General features: G+C 69.1%; 16 protein-coding genes. 10 read left to right on the top strand and 6 right to left on the bottom strand.

The window, feature by feature from the left end; genetic code table 11:
* Positions 1 to 5 precede the first annotated feature (5 nt).
* From M0M48_RS12120 to M0M48_RS12105, 4 genes are all read left to right on the top strand, one after another.
* On the top strand, positions 6 to 2,423 hold the full coding sequence (locus tag M0M48_RS12120) for a heavy metal translocating P-type ATPase (protein WP_151578555.1): 2,418 nt from the start codon (positions 6 to 8) through the stop codon (positions 2,421 to 2,423).
* Between the two features lie 28 nt (positions 2,424 to 2,451).
* Positions 2,452 to 3,006, top strand: a complete 555-nt coding sequence (locus M0M48_RS12115) for a hypothetical protein (protein WP_151578556.1) — start codon at positions 2,452 to 2,454, stop codon at positions 3,004 to 3,006.
* Between the two features lie 127 nt (positions 3,007 to 3,133).
* A complete protein-coding gene (locus M0M48_RS12110; protein ID WP_151578557.1) occupies positions 3,134 to 3,775 on the top strand; it encodes a DUF305 domain-containing protein in 642 nt (213 codons plus the stop codon).
* 120 nt (positions 3,776 to 3,895) lie between these two features.
* Positions 3,896 to 4,477 carry a hypothetical protein gene (locus M0M48_RS12105; protein ID WP_257750618.1) on the top strand — a complete coding sequence of 194 codons (582 nt, stop codon included), beginning with the start codon at positions 3,896 to 3,898 and terminating at the stop codon, positions 4,475 to 4,477.
* A 321-nt stretch (positions 4,478 to 4,798) separates the two neighbouring features.
* Here M0M48_RS12105 and M0M48_RS12100 read toward each other — a convergent pair whose 3' ends face one another.
* Genes M0M48_RS12100 through M0M48_RS12090 form a run of 3 tightly spaced genes read right to left on the bottom strand, consistent with a single transcriptional unit; the run spans position 4,799 to position 6,697 of the window.
* Positions 4,799 to 6,151 carry a dihydrolipoyl dehydrogenase family protein gene (locus M0M48_RS12100; RefSeq protein WP_257750617.1) on the bottom strand — a complete coding sequence of 451 codons (1,353 nt, stop codon included), beginning with the start codon at positions 6,149 to 6,151 and terminating at the stop codon, positions 4,799 to 4,801.
* Entirely contained in the window at positions 6,148 to 6,375 is a 228-nt protein-coding gene (locus tag M0M48_RS12095) for a hypothetical protein (RefSeq protein ID WP_257750616.1), read from the bottom strand. Before M0M48_RS12095 ends, M0M48_RS12100 begins: the two co-directional genes overlap by 4 nt.
* A 22-nt stretch (positions 6,376 to 6,397) precedes the next feature.
* Positions 6,398 to 6,697 carry a thioredoxin family protein gene (locus tag M0M48_RS12090; RefSeq protein ID WP_151578560.1) on the bottom strand — a complete coding sequence of 100 codons (300 nt, stop codon included), beginning with the start codon at positions 6,695 to 6,697 and terminating at the stop codon, positions 6,398 to 6,400.
* 54 nt (positions 6,698 to 6,751) lie between these two features.
* Here M0M48_RS12090 and M0M48_RS12085 point away from each other — a divergent pair, with 54 nt between their 5' ends.
* The gene (locus tag M0M48_RS12085) at positions 6,752 to 7,186 is read left to right on the top strand and encodes a heavy metal-responsive transcriptional regulator (RefSeq protein WP_151578561.1); all 435 of its coding nucleotides are present in this window, start codon (positions 6,752 to 6,754) and stop codon (positions 7,184 to 7,186) included.
* A 561-nt stretch (positions 7,187 to 7,747) separates the two neighbouring features.
* Here M0M48_RS12085 and M0M48_RS12080 read toward each other — a convergent pair.
* Genes M0M48_RS12080 through M0M48_RS12070 form a run of 3 tightly spaced genes read right to left on the bottom strand, consistent with a single transcriptional unit; the run spans position 7,748 to position 11,056 of the window.
* A complete protein-coding gene (locus M0M48_RS12080; protein WP_257750615.1) occupies positions 7,748 to 9,541 on the bottom strand; it encodes a hypothetical protein in 1,794 nt (597 codons plus the stop codon).
* 38 nt (positions 9,542 to 9,579) lie between these two features.
* Positions 9,580 to 9,939 (bottom strand): helix-turn-helix domain-containing protein, encoded by a 360-nt coding sequence (locus tag M0M48_RS12075; protein ID WP_151578563.1) that lies wholly within the window; start codon positions 9,937 to 9,939, stop codon positions 9,580 to 9,582.
* 31 nt (positions 9,940 to 9,970) lie between these two features.
* On the bottom strand, positions 9,971 to 11,056 hold the full coding sequence (locus tag M0M48_RS12070; protein WP_151578564.1) for a tyrosine-type recombinase/integrase: 1,086 nt from the start codon (positions 11,054 to 11,056) through the stop codon (positions 9,971 to 9,973).
* Positions 11,057 to 11,259: 203 nt separating this feature from the next.
* Between M0M48_RS12070 and M0M48_RS12065 the strand changes: the two genes are divergently transcribed.
* The 5 genes from M0M48_RS12065 to M0M48_RS12045 all read left to right on the top strand — a co-directional run bounded on the left by M0M48_RS12065 (position 11,260) and on the right by M0M48_RS12045 (position 17,550).
* On the top strand, positions 11,260 to 14,400 hold the full coding sequence (locus tag M0M48_RS12065; RefSeq protein ID WP_257751319.1) for a peptidoglycan DD-metalloendopeptidase family protein: 3,141 nt from the start codon (positions 11,260 to 11,262) through the stop codon (positions 14,398 to 14,400).
* 156 nt (positions 14,401 to 14,556) lie between these two features.
* The gene (locus M0M48_RS12060) at positions 14,557 to 15,102 is read left to right on the top strand and encodes a hypothetical protein (RefSeq protein ID WP_257751318.1); all 546 of its coding nucleotides are present in this window, start codon (positions 14,557 to 14,559) and stop codon (positions 15,100 to 15,102) included.
* On the top strand, positions 15,099 to 15,386 hold the full coding sequence (locus M0M48_RS12055) for a hypothetical protein (protein ID WP_257751317.1): 288 nt from the start codon (positions 15,099 to 15,101) through the stop codon (positions 15,384 to 15,386). The genes M0M48_RS12060 and M0M48_RS12055 overlap by 4 nt, the downstream gene beginning before the upstream one ends.
* Positions 15,383 to 16,846, top strand: coding sequence for a type IV secretory system conjugative DNA transfer family protein (locus M0M48_RS12050; RefSeq protein WP_257751316.1), 1,464 nt, complete (start codon positions 15,383 to 15,385; stop codon positions 16,844 to 16,846). Before M0M48_RS12055 ends, M0M48_RS12050 begins: the two co-directional genes overlap by 4 nt.
* Positions 16,843 to 17,550, top strand: coding sequence for a hypothetical protein (locus M0M48_RS12045; RefSeq protein ID WP_257751315.1), 708 nt, complete (start codon positions 16,843 to 16,845; stop codon positions 17,548 to 17,550). The genes M0M48_RS12050 and M0M48_RS12045 overlap by 4 nt, the downstream gene beginning before the upstream one ends.
* Positions 17,551 to 17,582: the final 32 nt, after the last annotated feature.

Raw genomic sequence — 17,582 nt, 5'->3', positions numbered from 1 at the left:
GAGTCATGAATGCGCACACCCATCGTCCCGACGCCGCCACGATGGACCAGGTCACCGACCCGGTGTGCGGCATGAAGGTCGATCCGTCCGTGGCCGAGCACGCGGTCGACCACCGCGGTGAGCAGTTCTACTTCTGCTCAGCCGGCTGCAAGGGCAAGTTCCTCGCCGACCCCGGCCAGTACACCGGCCATGGCTTCCCGGACCGTGCCGCAGGCGGCCGCGCCGGGCATGCAACCGAGCCAGGACATGGGCAGCCGACCCCGAGTGAGGGCGAGTCGGTCGAGTACACCTGCCCGATGCACCCCGAGATCCGCCAGGACGGCCCTGGCACCTGCCCCATCTGCGGGATGGCCCTCGAGCCCGTGATCGTCACCGCGGACACCGGCCCGTCCGAGGAACTGCGCGACATGACCCGCCGCTTCTGGGTTGGAGTCGTCCTGTCTATCCCGGTCGTGATCCTTGGCATGGGCCGCGATCTCGTCCCGTGGCTGCACGACAACATCTCCGCTACCGCGTCGGCGTGGACCCAGCTCGTGCTCGCGACCCCGGTGGTGCTGTGGGCCGGGTGGCCGTTCTTCGTCCGCGGCTGGGCGTCGGTGCGGACCCGGAACCTCAACATGTTCACGCTCATCGCGATGGGCACGGGCGTTGCGTGGCTGTTCTCCGTCGTCGCCACCGTCGCGCCGGGCATCTTCCCTGCCGCTTTCCGTGAGGACCGGGCCGTCGAGGTGTACTTCGAGGCCGCAGCCGTCATCACCACCCTCGTCCTGCTCGGGCAGGTCCTCGAGCTTCGCGCGCGCGAAGCGACCTCCGGCGCCATCAAGGCCCTCCTGGACCTGTCCCCCAAGACCGCGCGCCGCGTCGGTGAGGACGGCACCGAGGAGGAAGTCACTCTCGACCAGGTTGAGATCGGGGACATGCTGCGCGTCCGCCCCGGCGAGAAGGTCCCGGTCGACGGGCTCGTTGAGGACGGCAAGTCCGCTGTCGACGAGTCCCTCGTCACTGGCGAGTCCATGCCCATCACCAAGAACGTCGGCGACAACGCCATCGGCGGCACCCTCAACCAGACCGGCGCCTTGCTGGTGCGCGCCAACGCGGTCGGCCGCGACACCATGCTTGCCCGCATCGTGAACATGGTGGCCGAAGCCCAACGCTCCCGCGCACCCATCCAGCGCACCGTCGACCGAGTCTCAGCAGTCTTCGTACCCGCCGTCATCGGCGTCGCCGTGCTCGCATTCATCATCTGGGCGCTCCTAGGCCCCGATCCGAAGCTGGCTCACGCGCTCGTCGTCGCGGTCAGCGTCCTGATCATCGCCTGCCCGTGTGCCCTGGGCCTGGCCACACCCATGTCCATCATGGTCGGCGTCGGACGCGGCGCCCAGATGGGCGTCCTCATCAAGAACGCCGAAGCGCTCGAGCTGATGGAGAAGGTCGACACCGTGGTCGTCGACAAGACCGGCACCCTGACCGAGGGCAAACCCGCCGTCGTCGCCGTCGAGCTCGCCGAGGGCTTCCACACGCACACCGCCGACGAACTGCTGTGGCTCGCGGCCGCGGTCGAGAACGCCTCGGAGCACCCGCTGGCTCGCGCCATCGTCGACAAGGCCCAATCCTCCCTGGCAGCCGGGACCGAGTCCAGCGCAGGCAGGCTGCCCGAGGTCGCTGACTTCGACGCACCCGCCGGCAAGGGTGTCCTCGGCATCGTCGAGGGCCGCGAGGTGCTTATCGGGACCGCCGGGTTCCTCACGAGCCAGGACATCGACCCCGCGCCCCTGGCCGACAAGGCCGACAAGCTGCGCCGCACCGGCGCGACCGCCGTCCTCGTCGCCATCGACGGCACCCCAGCCGGCGTCATCGGCATCGCCGACCAGGTCAAGGACACCACCCCGGCCGCGCTCACGGCGCTGCGCAAGGAGGGCATCGAGGTCATCATGCTCACCGGTGACAACCAGGTCACCGCCGCCGCGGTCGCCGCCGACCTCGGCATCGACCGGGTCGAAGCCGAGGTGCTGCCCGACCACAAGGCCGACGTCGTCAACCGACTCCGTGCCGAGGGCCGCGTCGTCGCGTTCGCCGGAGACGGCGTCAACGACGCCCCTGCGCTCGCCGCAGCCGACGTCGGACTGGCGATGGGCACCGGCACCGACGTCGCCATCGAATCTGCCGGAGTCACCCTGCTCCGCGGCGACCTCAACGGCATAGCCCACGCCCGACAGCTCTCACATGCCGTCATGTCCAACGTCCGACGCGGTCTGGTCCTGGCGTTCGGGTACAACACCGCCGGCATCCCCATCGCCGCCGGAGTGCTGTACCCGGTGTTCGGGTGGCTGCTGTCCCCGGTCATCGCCGCGGCCGCGATGGCTCTCTCGTCGGTCAGCGTCATCATCAACGCCCTGAGGTTGCGAACCCAGCGGCTGCCCTGATTCCTGTGTTTCCGTACCATCGAAGCCGATGAGCCCCGTGCCCGCGACCAGCCGCCGCACCCGCAACTCCCTGTGGGCGCGGACGGCTGCGCGGCTGACCGGCCGCAGCGCAGTGGCCGCCCTCGTAGCGGCCCTGGTCGTCGGCATCCTCGGCATGCATGCCCTGGCCAGCCACGGCGCTTCGCCAGCCGCCACGGTCCCAACGCCCTCAAGCACGATGAGCATGACGAGTACGGCGGCCATGACTTCTGCCCATGAGGCGGCGATGGCCTCGGGGGACTCGCACGACGGACACGCGCACTCCGCCGCGACGCAGTCCTCGATGGCAGCCCCCGAGGCCAGCGTTGAGGTCAGTGCTGACGCTGGTTCCGGCTCGGGTCACGGCATGGCGAGCATGGTGATGCTGTGCGTCGTCATGCTCGCCGCTGCAGCGCTCACGCTGCTGGCGCTCCTCGCCAAGGGCTTCCTCCGGCCGCTGCAGTCGGAGGCGTTCATGCCCGCAGCCGTCCGCGTACGGGCGCTGCGGTGGGTGCGTTGCACCGGGCCACCCCATGAGTGGCAGTTCTCCGTCATCAGGTGCTGACAGGCCCTGCGACCGCCCGCCACCGCTGACCTCGACCGTCAGAGTTCGACACCAGCGTCCCGGCCGGGTGCCGCTTCCGCCTGCCCGCAACACCCCACCTGACTACCTGACTTCCAGGAGAACTCGCATGCAAATCAAGACCAAGACCCGTACGCGCGCCCTCGGCGCCGTCGCGCTCACCCTTGTCCTCGGCGCCGGCGTCACCGCCTGCGGCGACGACACCTCCGACGCGGGCGGCCAGTCCGAGGTCAGCGCCACCGAGCACAACGACGCCGACGTCGCGTTCGCGAGCGACATGATCGCCCACCACGCCCAGGCGCTGTCGATGGTTGACCTGACCATTAAGCGCGACCTCGACCCCGAGGTCCAGGCCCTCGCCGAGGACATCCGCGACGCCCAGGGCCCGGAGATTGAGACCATGGCCGACTGGCTCACCCAGTGGGGCGAAGACGTCCCCGAGACCATGCGCGACCACGTCAACTCCGGCCACGACATGGGCGACATGTCCGACAACATGGACGACATGGACCACGACGACATGCCCGGAATGATGACCTCCGAGGACATGGACGCCCTCGAGAACGCCTCCGACGCCGAGTTCCAGGACATGTGGCTCGAGATGATGATCGAGCACCACGAAGGCGCCATTGAGATGGCCGAGACTGAGCAGGAAGACGGCCAATTCAAGGACGCCGTCGACCTCGCCGGACAGATCATCGACGCCCAGCAGCAGGAGATCGACATCATGCGGGGCCTCCTCGACTCCTGAACCCGCAGCGCAGGTGGACGCCACCGTGGCGGTGGCGTCCGCCCTGTTCGTGTGCCCCACGTCCCGCACGCCGCCGGCGACCCAACCGAGGCACGCCACCACAGCAAAGGGAACACCTCCATGAAGACACCCACCCCCGCTCAGCTGGCGGCCGCCGCCGTCGCAGCAATCCTCACCCTCATCGCCGCCGGATGCGGCACGGACCCGGCGGCCACCGATGCCACTAGCGAGACCAGATCGAGTTCGTCGAGCTCCGCCGGCGTTGAGCCCGATGACATCTCGCTCCCGCCATGGCCAGCACCCGGCGACGTTCCTGCGCGGGTCGCCGCCGCCGGCCTCGACCTCGGCCCGATGGGCACCGCCGAGCACTACCACCCCACGCTGGCCATCACCATCAACGATCAGCCGGTCCCCGTCCCGCCCAACATCGGCGTCGACCCCGATACCGGCGCCATGTCCGCGGTCCACACCCACGAAGGTGACGGCACCATTCACATCGAAGCCCACACCGTCGGGGAGAAGTTCACCCTCGGCCAGCTGTTCACCCAGTGGGGCGTCGCCCTGACGCCGACCCAGATCGGTGGCGTCAAGGCGAACGCCGGTGAGGAGGTGAGGGTGACCAGCAACGGTGCCCCCGTGACCGGCGACCCCGGCGACCTCGAGCTCGAACCCGAGCAGGAGATCGAGCTGACCCTTCCATGACCCGCGCCCACGCCGAAGTGGTCCGCGACCTCGCTGGAGGGACCGTTGAGGGTGGTTGTCCCCAGTGGCACCGCACGTACGCTCTCCGGCCTGGACGTTCCGAGAGCAGAACCGCCAGTGGCGATCTGGTCCGCTCGGATCTTCTGTGGCGAGGTCGTCCCGGCAGGGGATCCTGCTGGGCACGCTCCGCGAGTCGATTCGCTTGCGGCCACGGTGCACCACATCTGCTTGCCGTCAAGCGGACGTGACCACAGCCGGACCGTCGCTCGGAGCGTGCCACCACAAGGCCCTACTTCGGTGCCCCGGGCCGGAACGACGCACTCAAACCATGGATCCGAGATCGGACCCCACGGTCGGGTACGCAGCGGTGGTCGACTTGAGTTGACGGGTGGTGAGCCCGAGCTTGATGGCTAGGCCGAAAATGTTGATGAGCTCCCCGTACTCGGGTCCCAGCAGATGGGCGCCCACGACCCGGTCCGTGGACCGGTCGATGAGTACCTTCGCGGCCGCGGTGGTCTCGCCGACGCGGTAGTTGGAGTACCAGCCGCTGGTGTCGTTATGACGGACGCTCAGGTCGATGCCTTGCTCGAGAGCCTCCGTTTCGAGCATGCCGACGCGGGCGAGCTCGGGGATGGTGAACACCGCCGCAGGGATGCCGCTGTAGTTGGGAGCGGCCGTGGTGCCCTTGATCATGTTGGAGGCGGCGACCTTGGCCTCGATGACCGCCACCGGTGTCAGCGGCATCCCCGCGGTGTCCGCGGAGTCCCCGGCAGCCCACACGGCTGCGTTCGTGGTGCTCTGGAGATGATCCGAGACGCTCACGCCACGCTCGCCCCATTCCACCCCGGCGGCGTCGAGGGCAAGACCGGCGAGGTCCGCGACACGACCCGCGCCGTGGACGACGAGGTCGGTCTCGATGCTCTCGCGGACTCCGGCCCGGTCCAGAGTGACGATGTAGCCGCGGCCGTTCGGCTCGACAGCCACTACTTCGGTGAAGCGTCGCAGGTCGACACCGACCTCGGCGCCACGGGCGACCAGCAGCTCGACGAGGTCGGGGTCGAATCCCTTCAAGGGTCGTTCGCCGCGGTCCACGATGACCGGTGACGCGCCGGCACGGGCGGCGATGTGGGCGAACTCGAAAGAGATGAAGCCGCCTCCGACGAACAGGATCCGTGGCGGCAGGTCGTCGAAGTCGAGGAAGCCGGTGCTGTCGATCAGGTGTTCGTGCCCCGGGAAGTCCAAGGGGCGGGGCCTGGCGCCGGTGGCGATCAGGAAGCGGTCGGCGTCGTAGCGGGTGCCGTCGACGTCGATCTGTCGCTCGGAGGTGAAGCGCGCCGGGCCGTGGAGGGTCTCGACGCCGTGGCGGCTCAGGCCGGCCTCCATGTTCTCCGGCACCGGGTCGGTGAAGCCGTGCTTGTGCTTCATCAGGTCGCCCCAGTTGATCGACAGGCCGCCCGCGTCGATGCCCTTGCCCTCCATCAAACGTGCGCTGTCGATGATCTCCGCGCCGCGGCGAAGGATCTTCTTCGGGTCGCACCCCCGCAGCGCGCACGTGCCGCCGTAGGGCAGCGGGTCGACGATCGCGACGCGCCACCCCTGGCTGGCGGACTTGTTCGCAGAGGCCACACCGGCCATCCCGGCGCCAAGGACGATCAGGTCATAACTTTCGCTCATCGGTGGTTCTCCTTCAGCGGGTTGTTGGTGGTCTCGTTGACGTCTGACGCGGGACATCTCCGGCGCCGCACCCGCGTCACCCATCCGAGGACGACGAGCACGAGGCCGACACCGATCAGGGCCCAGCTCTGGAGGGACATGCCGGCCACCGCACCTAGCAGCCCCAGCGACAGCAGCACCGGCAGTCCGCAACAGATGCCGACTGCGCCGACGACGGCGACCACTGGTCCGACAGTGCCCATCCGGTCACGCATCGGCGAGCGCCCCGCGGAGCTGGTCGAGTGTCGGTGCGCCTTCGTGGCCACCGGGGACCGGGTATCTCCGGCAAGCCAGCCCGATGGGTGCGCCGGGCTCGGCGAACAGGTCGACGCCGTCGATTTGGATGCTGGGTGAGCCCAGGAATCCGACGCGCTCGGCGTCCTCCGGGGTCTCAACCAGCCGGTGGGTCACCGTCACGTCGCCGCGCTCGGCTGCGATCAGGGCCAGGCGCTCGTCCGCGACTTTCCAGTTCGGGCAGTCCTCGAAGTAGAGCAGCGTGATGTCCATGCCCCGACGCTAAACCTTGAACCGCGGTACAAGGTCAAGCGGTACAGTGAGATCATGCGCATCGGAGAAGTCGCCGAGGCCGTCGGGGTCCCGACCGCCACCATCCGCTTTTACGAGCGCAAGGGACTGCTGCCGCAGCCGCATCGAGGCCCCAACGGCTACCGCGAGTACGACAACTCGACACTCGCCACGCTCGCTTTCATCCGCAACGCTCAAGCCGCCGGTCTCACCCTGGTCGAGATCGCGACGATCCTCGACCTGCGCCGCGAAGGCGCCACTCCGTGCGGACACGTGCAGGACCTCCTCGCTGCGAAGTTGCTCGACGTGCAGCAGCGGCAACGCGAGCTGGTCACCCTCGAGGCGGAGCTCGGCCACTTGATCAGGCTCAGCCGTCGGCTGGACCCGGCCGACTGCTCTGACGAGGCGATCTGCCACATCATCGCCCATCCGCGCTCACCATCACGCGCGGGTGCCACCGTCCAGGAGTAGCGTCGCCGCATGAGTCGCCGCATCATCATCCCGGTCACGCTCTACCTCACTGCGGCCCTGGGGAGTCGGGCCGCCGAAGCAGCGGGCTTTCAACGGTGCCACTGCTCGGCGACGTGCTGGTGCCGCAAACCCCTGCTGAGCGCATTCCGCTGGGTTCTGCCTATCGGCCACCGCTAGCGCTCGACCGCTCGAATCGCACGAGGGGCCGAACGGCGTACAACTCGTGACCGCGGTCCCGGACGCAACGGCGCCGGCCGATGACCGCCAGCGGATCCGCTTGCGGGACTCCCACCCACCGTCCGAGTGACCGGGTCTCAGAACTTTCTTGAAATTCGGGGGGACGCTGTCTGACCTGCGCAAACGTGGCGCGGGCTGCTGCGTCCCCCCGAGGTTGGACGGCCCGGGGGGACGGATAGGGGGACGCTGAGCCGCCACGCTGCGGCCGTGACCAAAGTCAGTGGCGTCAGAGTGTCCGATTTGTGCGCGTCACGGTTGCTTATCCGTGGCGTGAGGATGTTGCGACGACTCTCGGCCCACGCCGCGCGGGACGCAACGACATGGTCATGTCCGGTTGCCGGGGTGGTCCTTGTTCCTCAGGTCGGGGTGCTCGATCGTCTTGAGGTAGCGGGTGGCGCCTTCGACGCTGAGTCCGAAGAGGTCGTAGATGCGGCGTACGTCGCCGCCGGTGGCGTGGATCTCGTGCAGGATGCGGTCCTCTCGCAGGGCGCGCGGGCGAACGCGGCTGTCCCTCCAGGGAAAGGACGGACCGCCGGGGACGAGACGCGGCGCGGTGCGTCGGTTGATGAGCAGGTGCGGGTTCGCGGTGGCCGGCCAAGTGCGGTTGCGGTGATCGAGCCAGGCGCTCAGCCGTGTCCTCACGGGTGCGGCGAGCGGGATGTCGCGGCCGTCGAGGTGCAGCCGGCCGTCCACGATGTCGGACAACTGCAGCTCACGGACCTGCTTGCCGGTCAGGCCGTGGAAGGCCACCAGCGCGACGGCGAGAGCGAGGGCCGAATTGGGCGAGTCGAGCTCGGCGCGGATCAAAGCGGGGTCGAGCGGCAGCGGAAGGTTCGTGGCCATGCGGGTGAGGTCGAGATCCTTGATCGGGTTGGTGAAGACGAGTCGGCGACCCTTGAGGATCTTGAACAGCGACTTCAGTCCGATCTCGGCGAAGTGGCGGTGGCTGGTGCCGGCGGGCAGGGCCGTGAGGGCGGCCAGGATGTCGTCTGTGCTGATCTCGGCGAACGACTGGCGCCCGGCTTCGACCCATGCCTGCACGACGGGCGCGAGGCCCTGGATGTGGATCTCGACGGTCTCGGGTTCGCGGGGCACCTGGCGTGGTGCTTGTCGGGATCCGCCGAGCATGATCTGAAGCCACAACTGGAGGTGCCCCCGCATCGTGTCCGGGAGGGCTCCGGATTCGATGAACTTGGCGTTGAAGTACCGCTCGACCCGGGTTGGTACGTCCTCGATCAGGAGCCCGGCTTCTGCGAGGACGTCGAGGGTGGAGGTGATGGTGCCGTCGTATCGGCGCAACGCCACGACGTCACTGGCGCGGACCTTCGCGGTGGAAGTAGGCCGCAGGATCTGCAGCAGCCGCAGGGACTGGATCACGGCATTGCGCTGTCTGACGCTCCAGCCGTAGCGGCGGGCGTGGTCGGCGACGATGGCCGCGCAGTAACGGGTCAGTTCGCTGTCCTCGACCAGGAGGCGTTGGCGCAGCACCGCGGGGTCGGGGTCCATGTCGAACAGGGTCAGCTGTTCGAGCGCTTGGTCGTCGAAGCTGGTGCCGGGTTCGTAGGGCAGCTGGTTCTTGGTCTTCGTCGACCATCGGCGATCTCTGCGGACGTAGTCAGGCACCGGTGTCGCGCGCCGCTTAAAGACCATGTTGGCGAAGAACAGCTGCTGGCTGTGCTGGTTCGCCGCGGCGACATCGGGTGCTCGGCCGGGTTCTTGGTCGAGGCGGGCGTTCTCAAGGCACAGCCGACAGGCTTGCCGGTCGCTGACGTGGCTGGTGCGGCCGCAGGAGGCGCAGGTGCCCTTCGGGTGGTGGCTCTGCCACCAGCGACAGGACCAGCAGGTCCAGTTGTAGCGGGGGTAGACACCCCAGGCCAGACAGCCCTTGCACGATCCGACGTGTTCGGAGCTGCGGGGATGGCACCGACTGCACAGCCCCTGACTGAAGTAGTCCGTGCGGGAGCGGCAGCGGTTGCACGGTGGAGCCGCGAATGGGCCGCCGGGCAGGCACTGATAGCAGAAGTCGACCCGGGGGCGGGTCCACGCGACGCGGTTGCTCTGGCACGCGTTGCACTTGGGCGGCAACCGCAACGCCGCGTTGGGGCCGGGCGCAGGCATGCGGTGCTCGTCGTTTCGGTGGGCGATCGGGGTGCGGGCTACAGCGGTGGGGTCGAGCGGGGCTTGCCGAGCCGCGGTGTGACCGCCGGTGGCGCGCCGCCGCTGCCGTTCGAATCGTCGCCGCCATTTCCGCCGTTGTTGTTGGCGGCGTCGGTGTTGCGGGGACGGCGCGCGGCGACCTTGTCCGGCTCGGGTGTCATCAGGTCGTTCGGGGTGCATTCGAGCACGAAGCAGAGCACGTCGAGCTCTTCGAGGCGCATCGTCGGCGGGGTCCCGGCCCACCACGACGACATCTTTCCGGCGGAGATCTCGAGCCCGGCATCGGACAGCATCCTGCGCAACTGCGCGGACTTCCAGATCCCTCGTTCGGCGGCCCGCAGCCGCAGGCTCCACTGCATCTGGATCAGCTCCTTCGGTTCTTCGGTCTCGTTAGTCGGTACGGAGGCCCAGGCGGACTTCGATGCGGTCGCTCGCGCTGTTCCACGCGCGTTCGATGTGGTCACTGCGGACATGCAGATACCCCGAGGTCGTCGCCAGCCACTGGTGGCCGAGCAGTTCTTGGAGCGCCTTGATATCCATCCCGGCCGCGTACAGCGACGAGGCGCAGTAGTGCCGCAGCACGTGTGGCGTCATCCGACCCGACCACGCCGGCAACCACTCCTCGACCTGGATTCCCAGGGCGCGGCGCAGCGCGTTCGCGCCGACACGTCCGCACCGATCCAGATCACGATCGAACCGCTCGGATGGCAGCAGCGGCGCGTCCGGGTCGGCCCAGTCCTCGCCGTACTGCGGACGGACCTCGGCCAGCCACCAGTCGAGCAACTGGTTCGCGCCGTTGATCGCAGGCACCAACCGTGGCTTGGGTCCGCGGCCGCCCGAGCCCTTGCCGTGGCGGACGTGGAGTTTGCCGAACTCGCCCAGATCGGGGCGCCAATCGCGGATGTCGAGCATGACGGTCTCGTTGATCCGCAGCCCGAGTCGGCGCCACAACGAGGCAGCGAAGTAGTCGCGGGCCGCGGGAAGGTACTTGCGCGCCTGTGTGACCGACCCGCGCCAGGCAGTGAACAGCGAGTCGATCTCCTCATCCGACGGCGGCACCCGGACCTTGCCCAGCGATGCCCCCGACTGGCGATTGAACTCATCGATCGGCTGCTCGACCAAGGCACCAGTCGCGCGGCGGATCGTGCCCCCGTAGCGGGTGATCACGAACTCGTAGAAGCCCGCCACCGCGCCGGCCTTCCCCGCCCGGGTCGACACGCTGAGCCCCATCCGCCGTTGCTGGGCCAAGAACGCGTCCGCGTCCGCACAGGTGGCCTCCCACAGCGGAGTCGACAGCGAGCGAGCGAACTCGATGACGATCGCCCGAGTCGCGCCGATATGGCGGTCAGTCAGACCGGCCGCCGACATCGCCAGCGCGTACTGGTCCACCAGCTCCTGCTCGAAGTCCTGGACCGCCTGCGCACCTATAAGTGCCGGATCAACAGCGCTGCCGCCCGGCAACGCCACCAGACCCATCAGTCACCGACTTCAGTGGAGGCGATCATGCGTCGATACTACAGCCAAACCGTCGTTCAGAGTGACGCTTCGTCAATGCGCGCCCTCCAGAGAGCTGAACCGACGCCACCTGCGCAAACGCAGATCGGGGCGCATGGACGTCCGATCGAACCTGAGTTCCTAGAGATTGCCGCCTGAGCGCGCGACCTCGGGACTGACCTGTCATGAAGAAGCTGCTGCTCGGGGGATTGCCCGTCCTGATCATCTTCATGGGGTTGCCGTTCCTGGTGACGCTGATGGTGGTGATGAGCACCACCGCGGCCGCCGAGTGCCGCACCCAGGAGAGTCAGGACTCGGCACCCACCGAACTCGGTGACCTCGGGGCCATCGACGGCCCGGTAGGCGGCCCGGTCAAGGGCACGATCACCTTCGCCCAGGCCAACATCCCGCGCCGCTCCGGCCTCGACGGCTTCCGCGCCTCGATGCCCAAGGTCCTGTCCAAGAACCCCGACTTCGTCACCCTCAACGAGGCCAGCGGCTGGAGCATCGCCGAGATCGAGGCCGCAGCACCGGGCTACGACGCGTTCCGGGTCAAGGAAGGCACCGGCGACGCCAACTCGATGGGCAACGTCGTGCTGTGGAAGCGCGACACCTGGTCCAAGGCCAACGGCGGCCGCGTGACCCTCGTCATCGGCGACAAGACGTACTACAAGGGCAAGGCGGTCACCTGGGATCGCTTCGCCACCTGGGTCATCCTCCGCCGCGCCGACGGCGCCGTGGTTCCGGTGATCGCGACCCATCACATGACGAACCCGCACCGTTGGCCGAAGCAACATGGGAACCCGCCGCTGACCCGGCCCCAGCAGTACGGCGCCGGAATGGACATCCTGCTGCAACTGCGCAACTCGCTCGCCGCCCACGGTCCAGTGCTGATCGGCGGCGACATGAACACCCAGGCCTCCTACACCGACATCCCCTGGACGGCGGCCGCGAAGATGAAGGGTGCCAGGTACGGATGGCACAACCACGGCGTCGACTTCATCTTCTTCCCGCGCTACCAGGGCGCTCGCCTCGAGCAAGGCTGGGACGGCACGATGGTGTCGGACCACCACTGGCTCTCGGCCCGCATCGCGATGAACGGCGCCGGCCCGGAGACCGCCCCCGAGACCACCACCACGACCGGCGGGACAGCGCCCGCGGCGTACACCGCCCGGAAGGCCGAGCCGCCAGCCGGCGACGTGCTCGCTCAGCTGATGCGCCTGCGGTTCGCGTCCAACTACCCGACCCTGACCGCCGAGCAGGCCCGCAACGCGATCACCATCGCCCAGGTCGCCCGCGACCTCGAGATTCCCCGGTACGGGCTGCAGATCGCGATCGCCACCGCGATCCAGGAGTCCAAGCTGGTCAACCTCACCGGCGGTGACCGGGACTCCGGGGGCCTGTTCCAGCAGCGCCCCTCGGCCGGTTGGGGGAGCCGTGCCGAGATCACCAACCCCATTCTTGCCGCGCGCGCGTTCTTCGGCGAGGCCCAGCACACCGGCAACCCCGGCCTCCTCGACATCCCCGGCTGGCAGAACATGCCGCTCACCCAGGCCGCCCAAGCCGTGCAACGCTCCGGCTACCCCGACGCCTACGCCCAGTGGGAGGACGTGGCCGACGACATCACCGACCTTCTCGGCGGCGACCTGCCCGCCCTGCCCGACGACGGCTCCACCACGAACGTCGCCAACTGCCAGGGCGAGACCGTCAACCCGATCACCCTCGGCACCCTCAACCTGCTCGGCGCCGGCCACACCGACAAGGCGGGAGAGCGGCCCGGGTACGACACCTGGGACAAGCGGCTGCCCGGAGCCATGCGCACGATCGAGAACGCCGGCGTCAGCATCGCCGGCCTCCAGGAGGTGCACGGACCGCAGGCCAAGGCGCTGGAGACCCAGTACCCGGCCAAGTGGGGGATCTACCCGGCCAGCGGGAAGGCACAGAACCGGGTCATCTGGGACCGCAACGAGTGGGAGCAGACCGACGGCCGTCTCGTCGACATCCCCTACTTCGGCGGCAAGGACGTCGGCATGCCCCTGGTGCAGCTGACCTCGACGACCACCGGCCAGGTGATCTGGGTGTGGAGCATCCACAACCCGGCCAACACCAAGGGCAACGCCGCCGGCGCCCGTCAGGAGGCGCTGCGCCGCGAGCTGGCCACGATGACCGACCTGGCCGGCACTGGCACCCCTGCGGTGATCCTGGGCGACTTCAACGACGGCAAGGACGGCAGCAAGGCCTCGCACTGCGCACTGACCCCTGAGCTGAGCAACGCCTTCGGCGGTTCCGCCGAGCCCTGCAAGAAGCCCAACAAGGACGCGGCGATCGACCACGTCTATGGCGCGAACCTCACCTGGGCCAGCGCCGAGGTCGACAACAGCACCCAGGCCAGCAAGATCGCCGACCACCCGCTGGTGACCGCCACCACCGCCGGCAGCAGCGCCGGTTGCGCCGTCGGCGCCGGCACCGCTGAGGCCAAGTACAACCTCGGTCCGGTCAAGCCACAGCTGACCCAGCTGGTGAACATCCTCGGCCCCATGTTCGACATCAAGACCGTCGGCGGCTACCGCGCGAGTGCCACCGACCCCAACGGCCACCCGGCCGGTCTGGCGGCCGACTTCATGGTGCCGCTCAACGCGGCCGGCCGCGCGCAGGGTGACCGTCTCGCCGCCTACGCCAAGGCCAATGCTCAGAAGCTCGGCATCGACTACATCATCTGGCAGCAGCGGATCTGGTCGGTCGCCCGCGCAGGCGAGGGCTGGCGGCCGATGGAGGACCGCGGCAGCGCCACCGAGAACCACCGCGACCACGTGCACATCAACGTCAAGCCCGGCGCCCCCGGTCAATCGGTTCAGCCGGTTGGCCTCGAGGGCGCCTCCTGCGACGAGGTCGTCTATCCGGTGCCTGCGCAGTACGTCGGGACCGACAACCACAACTGGCACGAAACCGGTCCCTACTGGTCCAAGTGGCACACCGGCACCGACTTCTCCGCACCCTGCGGAACCACCGTCTACGCCGCTCACGCCGGCACGATCGAGATCGATACCACGCAGCGTTCCTGGGCTGGGCCTCAGCTGGTCAAGGTCACCACCGGAGCCGGGTCTCTGACCACCTGGTACGCCCACATGCAGACCGTCACCATTAGCCGAGGCCAGACGGTCGCCGCCGGCGAGCCGATCGGGCAGGTCGGCAAGGAGGGCAACGTGTCGGGGTGCCACCTCCACTTCGAGGTCCACCTTAAGAACGGCACCATCTACGGCCCCGACAACGTCGACCCCTCGACCTGGCTCGCAGAGAACGCATCGCGCCCGAGCCGCCCAATCTGATGGCCGTGTGATCGCACCGAGGCCCCGACGGCACATAGGTGACCAGCGATGCCCAACCCGCGTCCTTGACCCCACGACCGCCTGGAGGTGGCCAGACCGATGCAGCGCGAGCGACGACGAGACCCCTACCCCTGGACCTGGGAGGTCCCTCTGGCGGTGACCCTGGCGACCCTGTTCGTCCTCGTCATCGGCATCCAGCTCGGCCGCTCCGCCGCGAACCTGGTCGCCGGCGCCGGATGGACCTGGCCCGACGCCAACGCCGGTGCGTTTCCCTCGCCCATCGGCACCGCGTTCTGGACCAGCCTGCCGCGCATCCTCGCCGGCAACGCCGGAGCGGGGCTGCCCAGCCCTGCCCCCGACGACCTGGCAGGCCGCGGTCTGGTCTGGGGCAGCATCGCGCTGACCGAACTCACGTTGCTCGCGGCGACCATCTGGGTCGGGGTCTGGGCCTACCAGCGCTGGGGCCCGGGTCGCATGCGCGGCATGGCGACCGCAGCCGAGGCCGAGAAGGTGCTCGGCGTCACCAGGCTCCGCAAGGTCGCCGGCATCGTCCGCCCGGACCTCTACGGCAAGCACGCGTCCGCGACACCGGCACCTGCCCAGCGCGCCGCCGGCGACCTCACCGAACAACCCGGCCCGCAGCTGGGCCACGGCCTCAGCCCGTGGCTCCTCGACGGCCGCCGAACGAAGGAAGACCGATGAGCAACGAGACCCCACTGCGCGGCACCCCCACGGTGCGCGCCCGCGTACGCCGCCGCCTGGGCGGCGTCATCTGTCGCCGCCACGGCCACCGCCCGATCCTCGTCGAGAGCCACTACTACGTCGCGACCGGACCCGTAGAGCTCGTGGGGGAGGGGCGGGACCTCCTGTCCGACCTCACCTTCCCGGTCCTCGGCCGACGAGCGGAGGAGCGCCAGGGCCGCGAGGTGATCTGCCGCCGGTGCCTGGCCCCGTGCGGGGATACGATCCCGGAGGTGACCCGATGAAGCTCAGGTTCGACCCCTGGGACGTGGGTTGGCGCATCGGCAACGCCCATGAGCCGCGAGGCGGCGAGCTGTGGGTGCCGTGGGACCGCACCGCCGGCGTGATCGGCCCCCAGGGCTCCGGCAAGACCCTCGACCTGCTCACCCCGGCGCTGCTCGGTGCACCGGGTGCCGCCTTGGTGACGCTGACGAAGGTCGAGGACCTGCTGCTCAGTCTCAGCGAGCGGTCCCGCGACGATCGGCCCTGCGTGGTGCTCGACCCCTTCGGTCTGGCCGAGGGCATGGTCGACGAGCTGATCTGGGACCCGATCGCCGGCTGCGTCGACCCCAAGGTGGCCGAGCGGCGCGCCAAGGCGTTCACTGCCGGCACCGTCAAGGGTGCGATCACCGGCGGGACCGGCGATGACGCTGCACGGTTCTACGCAGCCGAGTCCGCGAAGGTGCTGCAGGGCTACTTCCACGCGGCGGCGTTGACCGGCAAGACGCTCGAGGACGTGCTGCAGTGGGTGGCCAACCCCACTGCGGCCAACGAGCCGATGGAGATCCTTCGCCGGCACACCCACGCCGAGCCGTTCTGGCACGGCCTCCTGCACGGAGCGCTCAACGGTGACGACCGCACGGCCGGCAACACGATCACCACGGTGCAGCAGGCGGTGTCGCTGTTCTTCCAGGCCGACATTCGTCGCCGCTGCGTTCCCAGCGACGGGCACCCGGCGACCGACCTGGCCGACGTGATCCGTCGCCGCGGCACCATCTACCTCCTCGGCCGCGAAGACCCCTACGCCTCGGCCAGCCCGCTGATGACCGCGGTGGCCGAGCACGTCCTGGACACCGGGCTGCTGCTCGCCAACAGCTCACCGTGGGGAGGCCGGCTGTGTCCGCCCCTGGTCTCGGTGCTCGACGAGCTGCCCTCGACCGCACCGCTGCCGACCCTGCGTACCCGGATGGCGAACGAACGCGCCCTGGGCCTGTCGTTCATCTGGGCCGCCCAGACCCGCCCCCAGTTGACCAACATCTTCGGCGAGCACGAGGCCCGGGCGCTGCTCGGCCTCACCAACATCCTGGTGATGTTCGGCGGTTCCAAGGACGTCGCGTTTAACCAGGAGATCTCCGACCTCCTCGGCCAGGTCCGGATCGGGCGACGCACCCACCGCGGTAGCGGCGGCGGGTACGAGGGCGACGACATCGCGATCATGCGGCCCGAGGAGGTCCGCCAGTTGCCCGAGCGGCGGGCCCTGGTGATCGCCGAGAACGGCAAGCCGATCATCGCCAAGCTGCACCGCTGTGTGGAGGGCAAGGCCGGCGAGCGGCTCCTGGCCGACCAGCGGGCGCTGCGCGAGCGCCTGACCAACGATCGGCGCATGGTCATAACACCCGAAGCTCGCGCGATCGCGGCGCTCGTCGAGGCCCGCCGCCTGGGTTTCGTCGACGACGAGAACGACAACGCAAGGAGTGAATTGTGACCACCGAGCAGCAGACCCACCGGGCGGCGCCCACACTGATGGTCTTGCCGTTCCCCGTCCCCGGCGACCACGTCCGGCTCGCCTACCGCGAGCTCCACATCGCCATCAACGGCACCGAGGAGCACAAGAAGGCGCTGGGGAACCATGCACTGCTGCCGCGGCCCTGGGAGCCGGCCACCTGCCTGGACCCCGAGCTGCGTCACGACCTGTGGGAGTGGCTCGAGGACGTCGTGATCTGGCTCAACCGCGAGTACACCTGGGACGTCTTCGGCCTCATCCCCAGTTGCTGGCCCCTGCACCCGCACCTGGTCCACGAGATCGCCGTCCTGGCCGATCAGCGCCGGCGGGCCGGCCTGGCGCTGACCAGCGACGCGCTCGAGGAGTGGCACCGCTACTGCCTGACGGCCTTCACCGACCGCATGCGCAGCAGGCTGCGCGCGCACTGCGACGACGAGCACAAGAGCTGGCCGGCCAAGCCGCGCCACAACGAGCACGTGGCCGAAGCCAGCCGCCAGCGCCGCGAGAACACCTTCGCCCACGACATAGACGCCCTGCCCCTCAACCGGCGGTCGCACGAGCAGCCGTCCGCCCCAGCAGGCCCGCCGCGGCTGGGCCTGGTCGATCTCGACACCGGTGAGCTTCAGGACGACGAGTTGGACGCCGCGCAGCCGCGCACCCGAACCGAGAAGGGGCCACGGGCGTAGAGCAATGGCGGCGGTTAGACACACCTGTCAGT

The sequence above is a fragment of the Pimelobacter simplex genome (assembly GCF_024662235.1).
Taxonomy (GTDB): domain Bacteria; phylum Actinomycetota; class Actinomycetes; order Propionibacteriales; family Nocardioidaceae; genus Nocardioides.
This window is presented reverse-complemented; position numbering and strand designations above follow the sequence as displayed.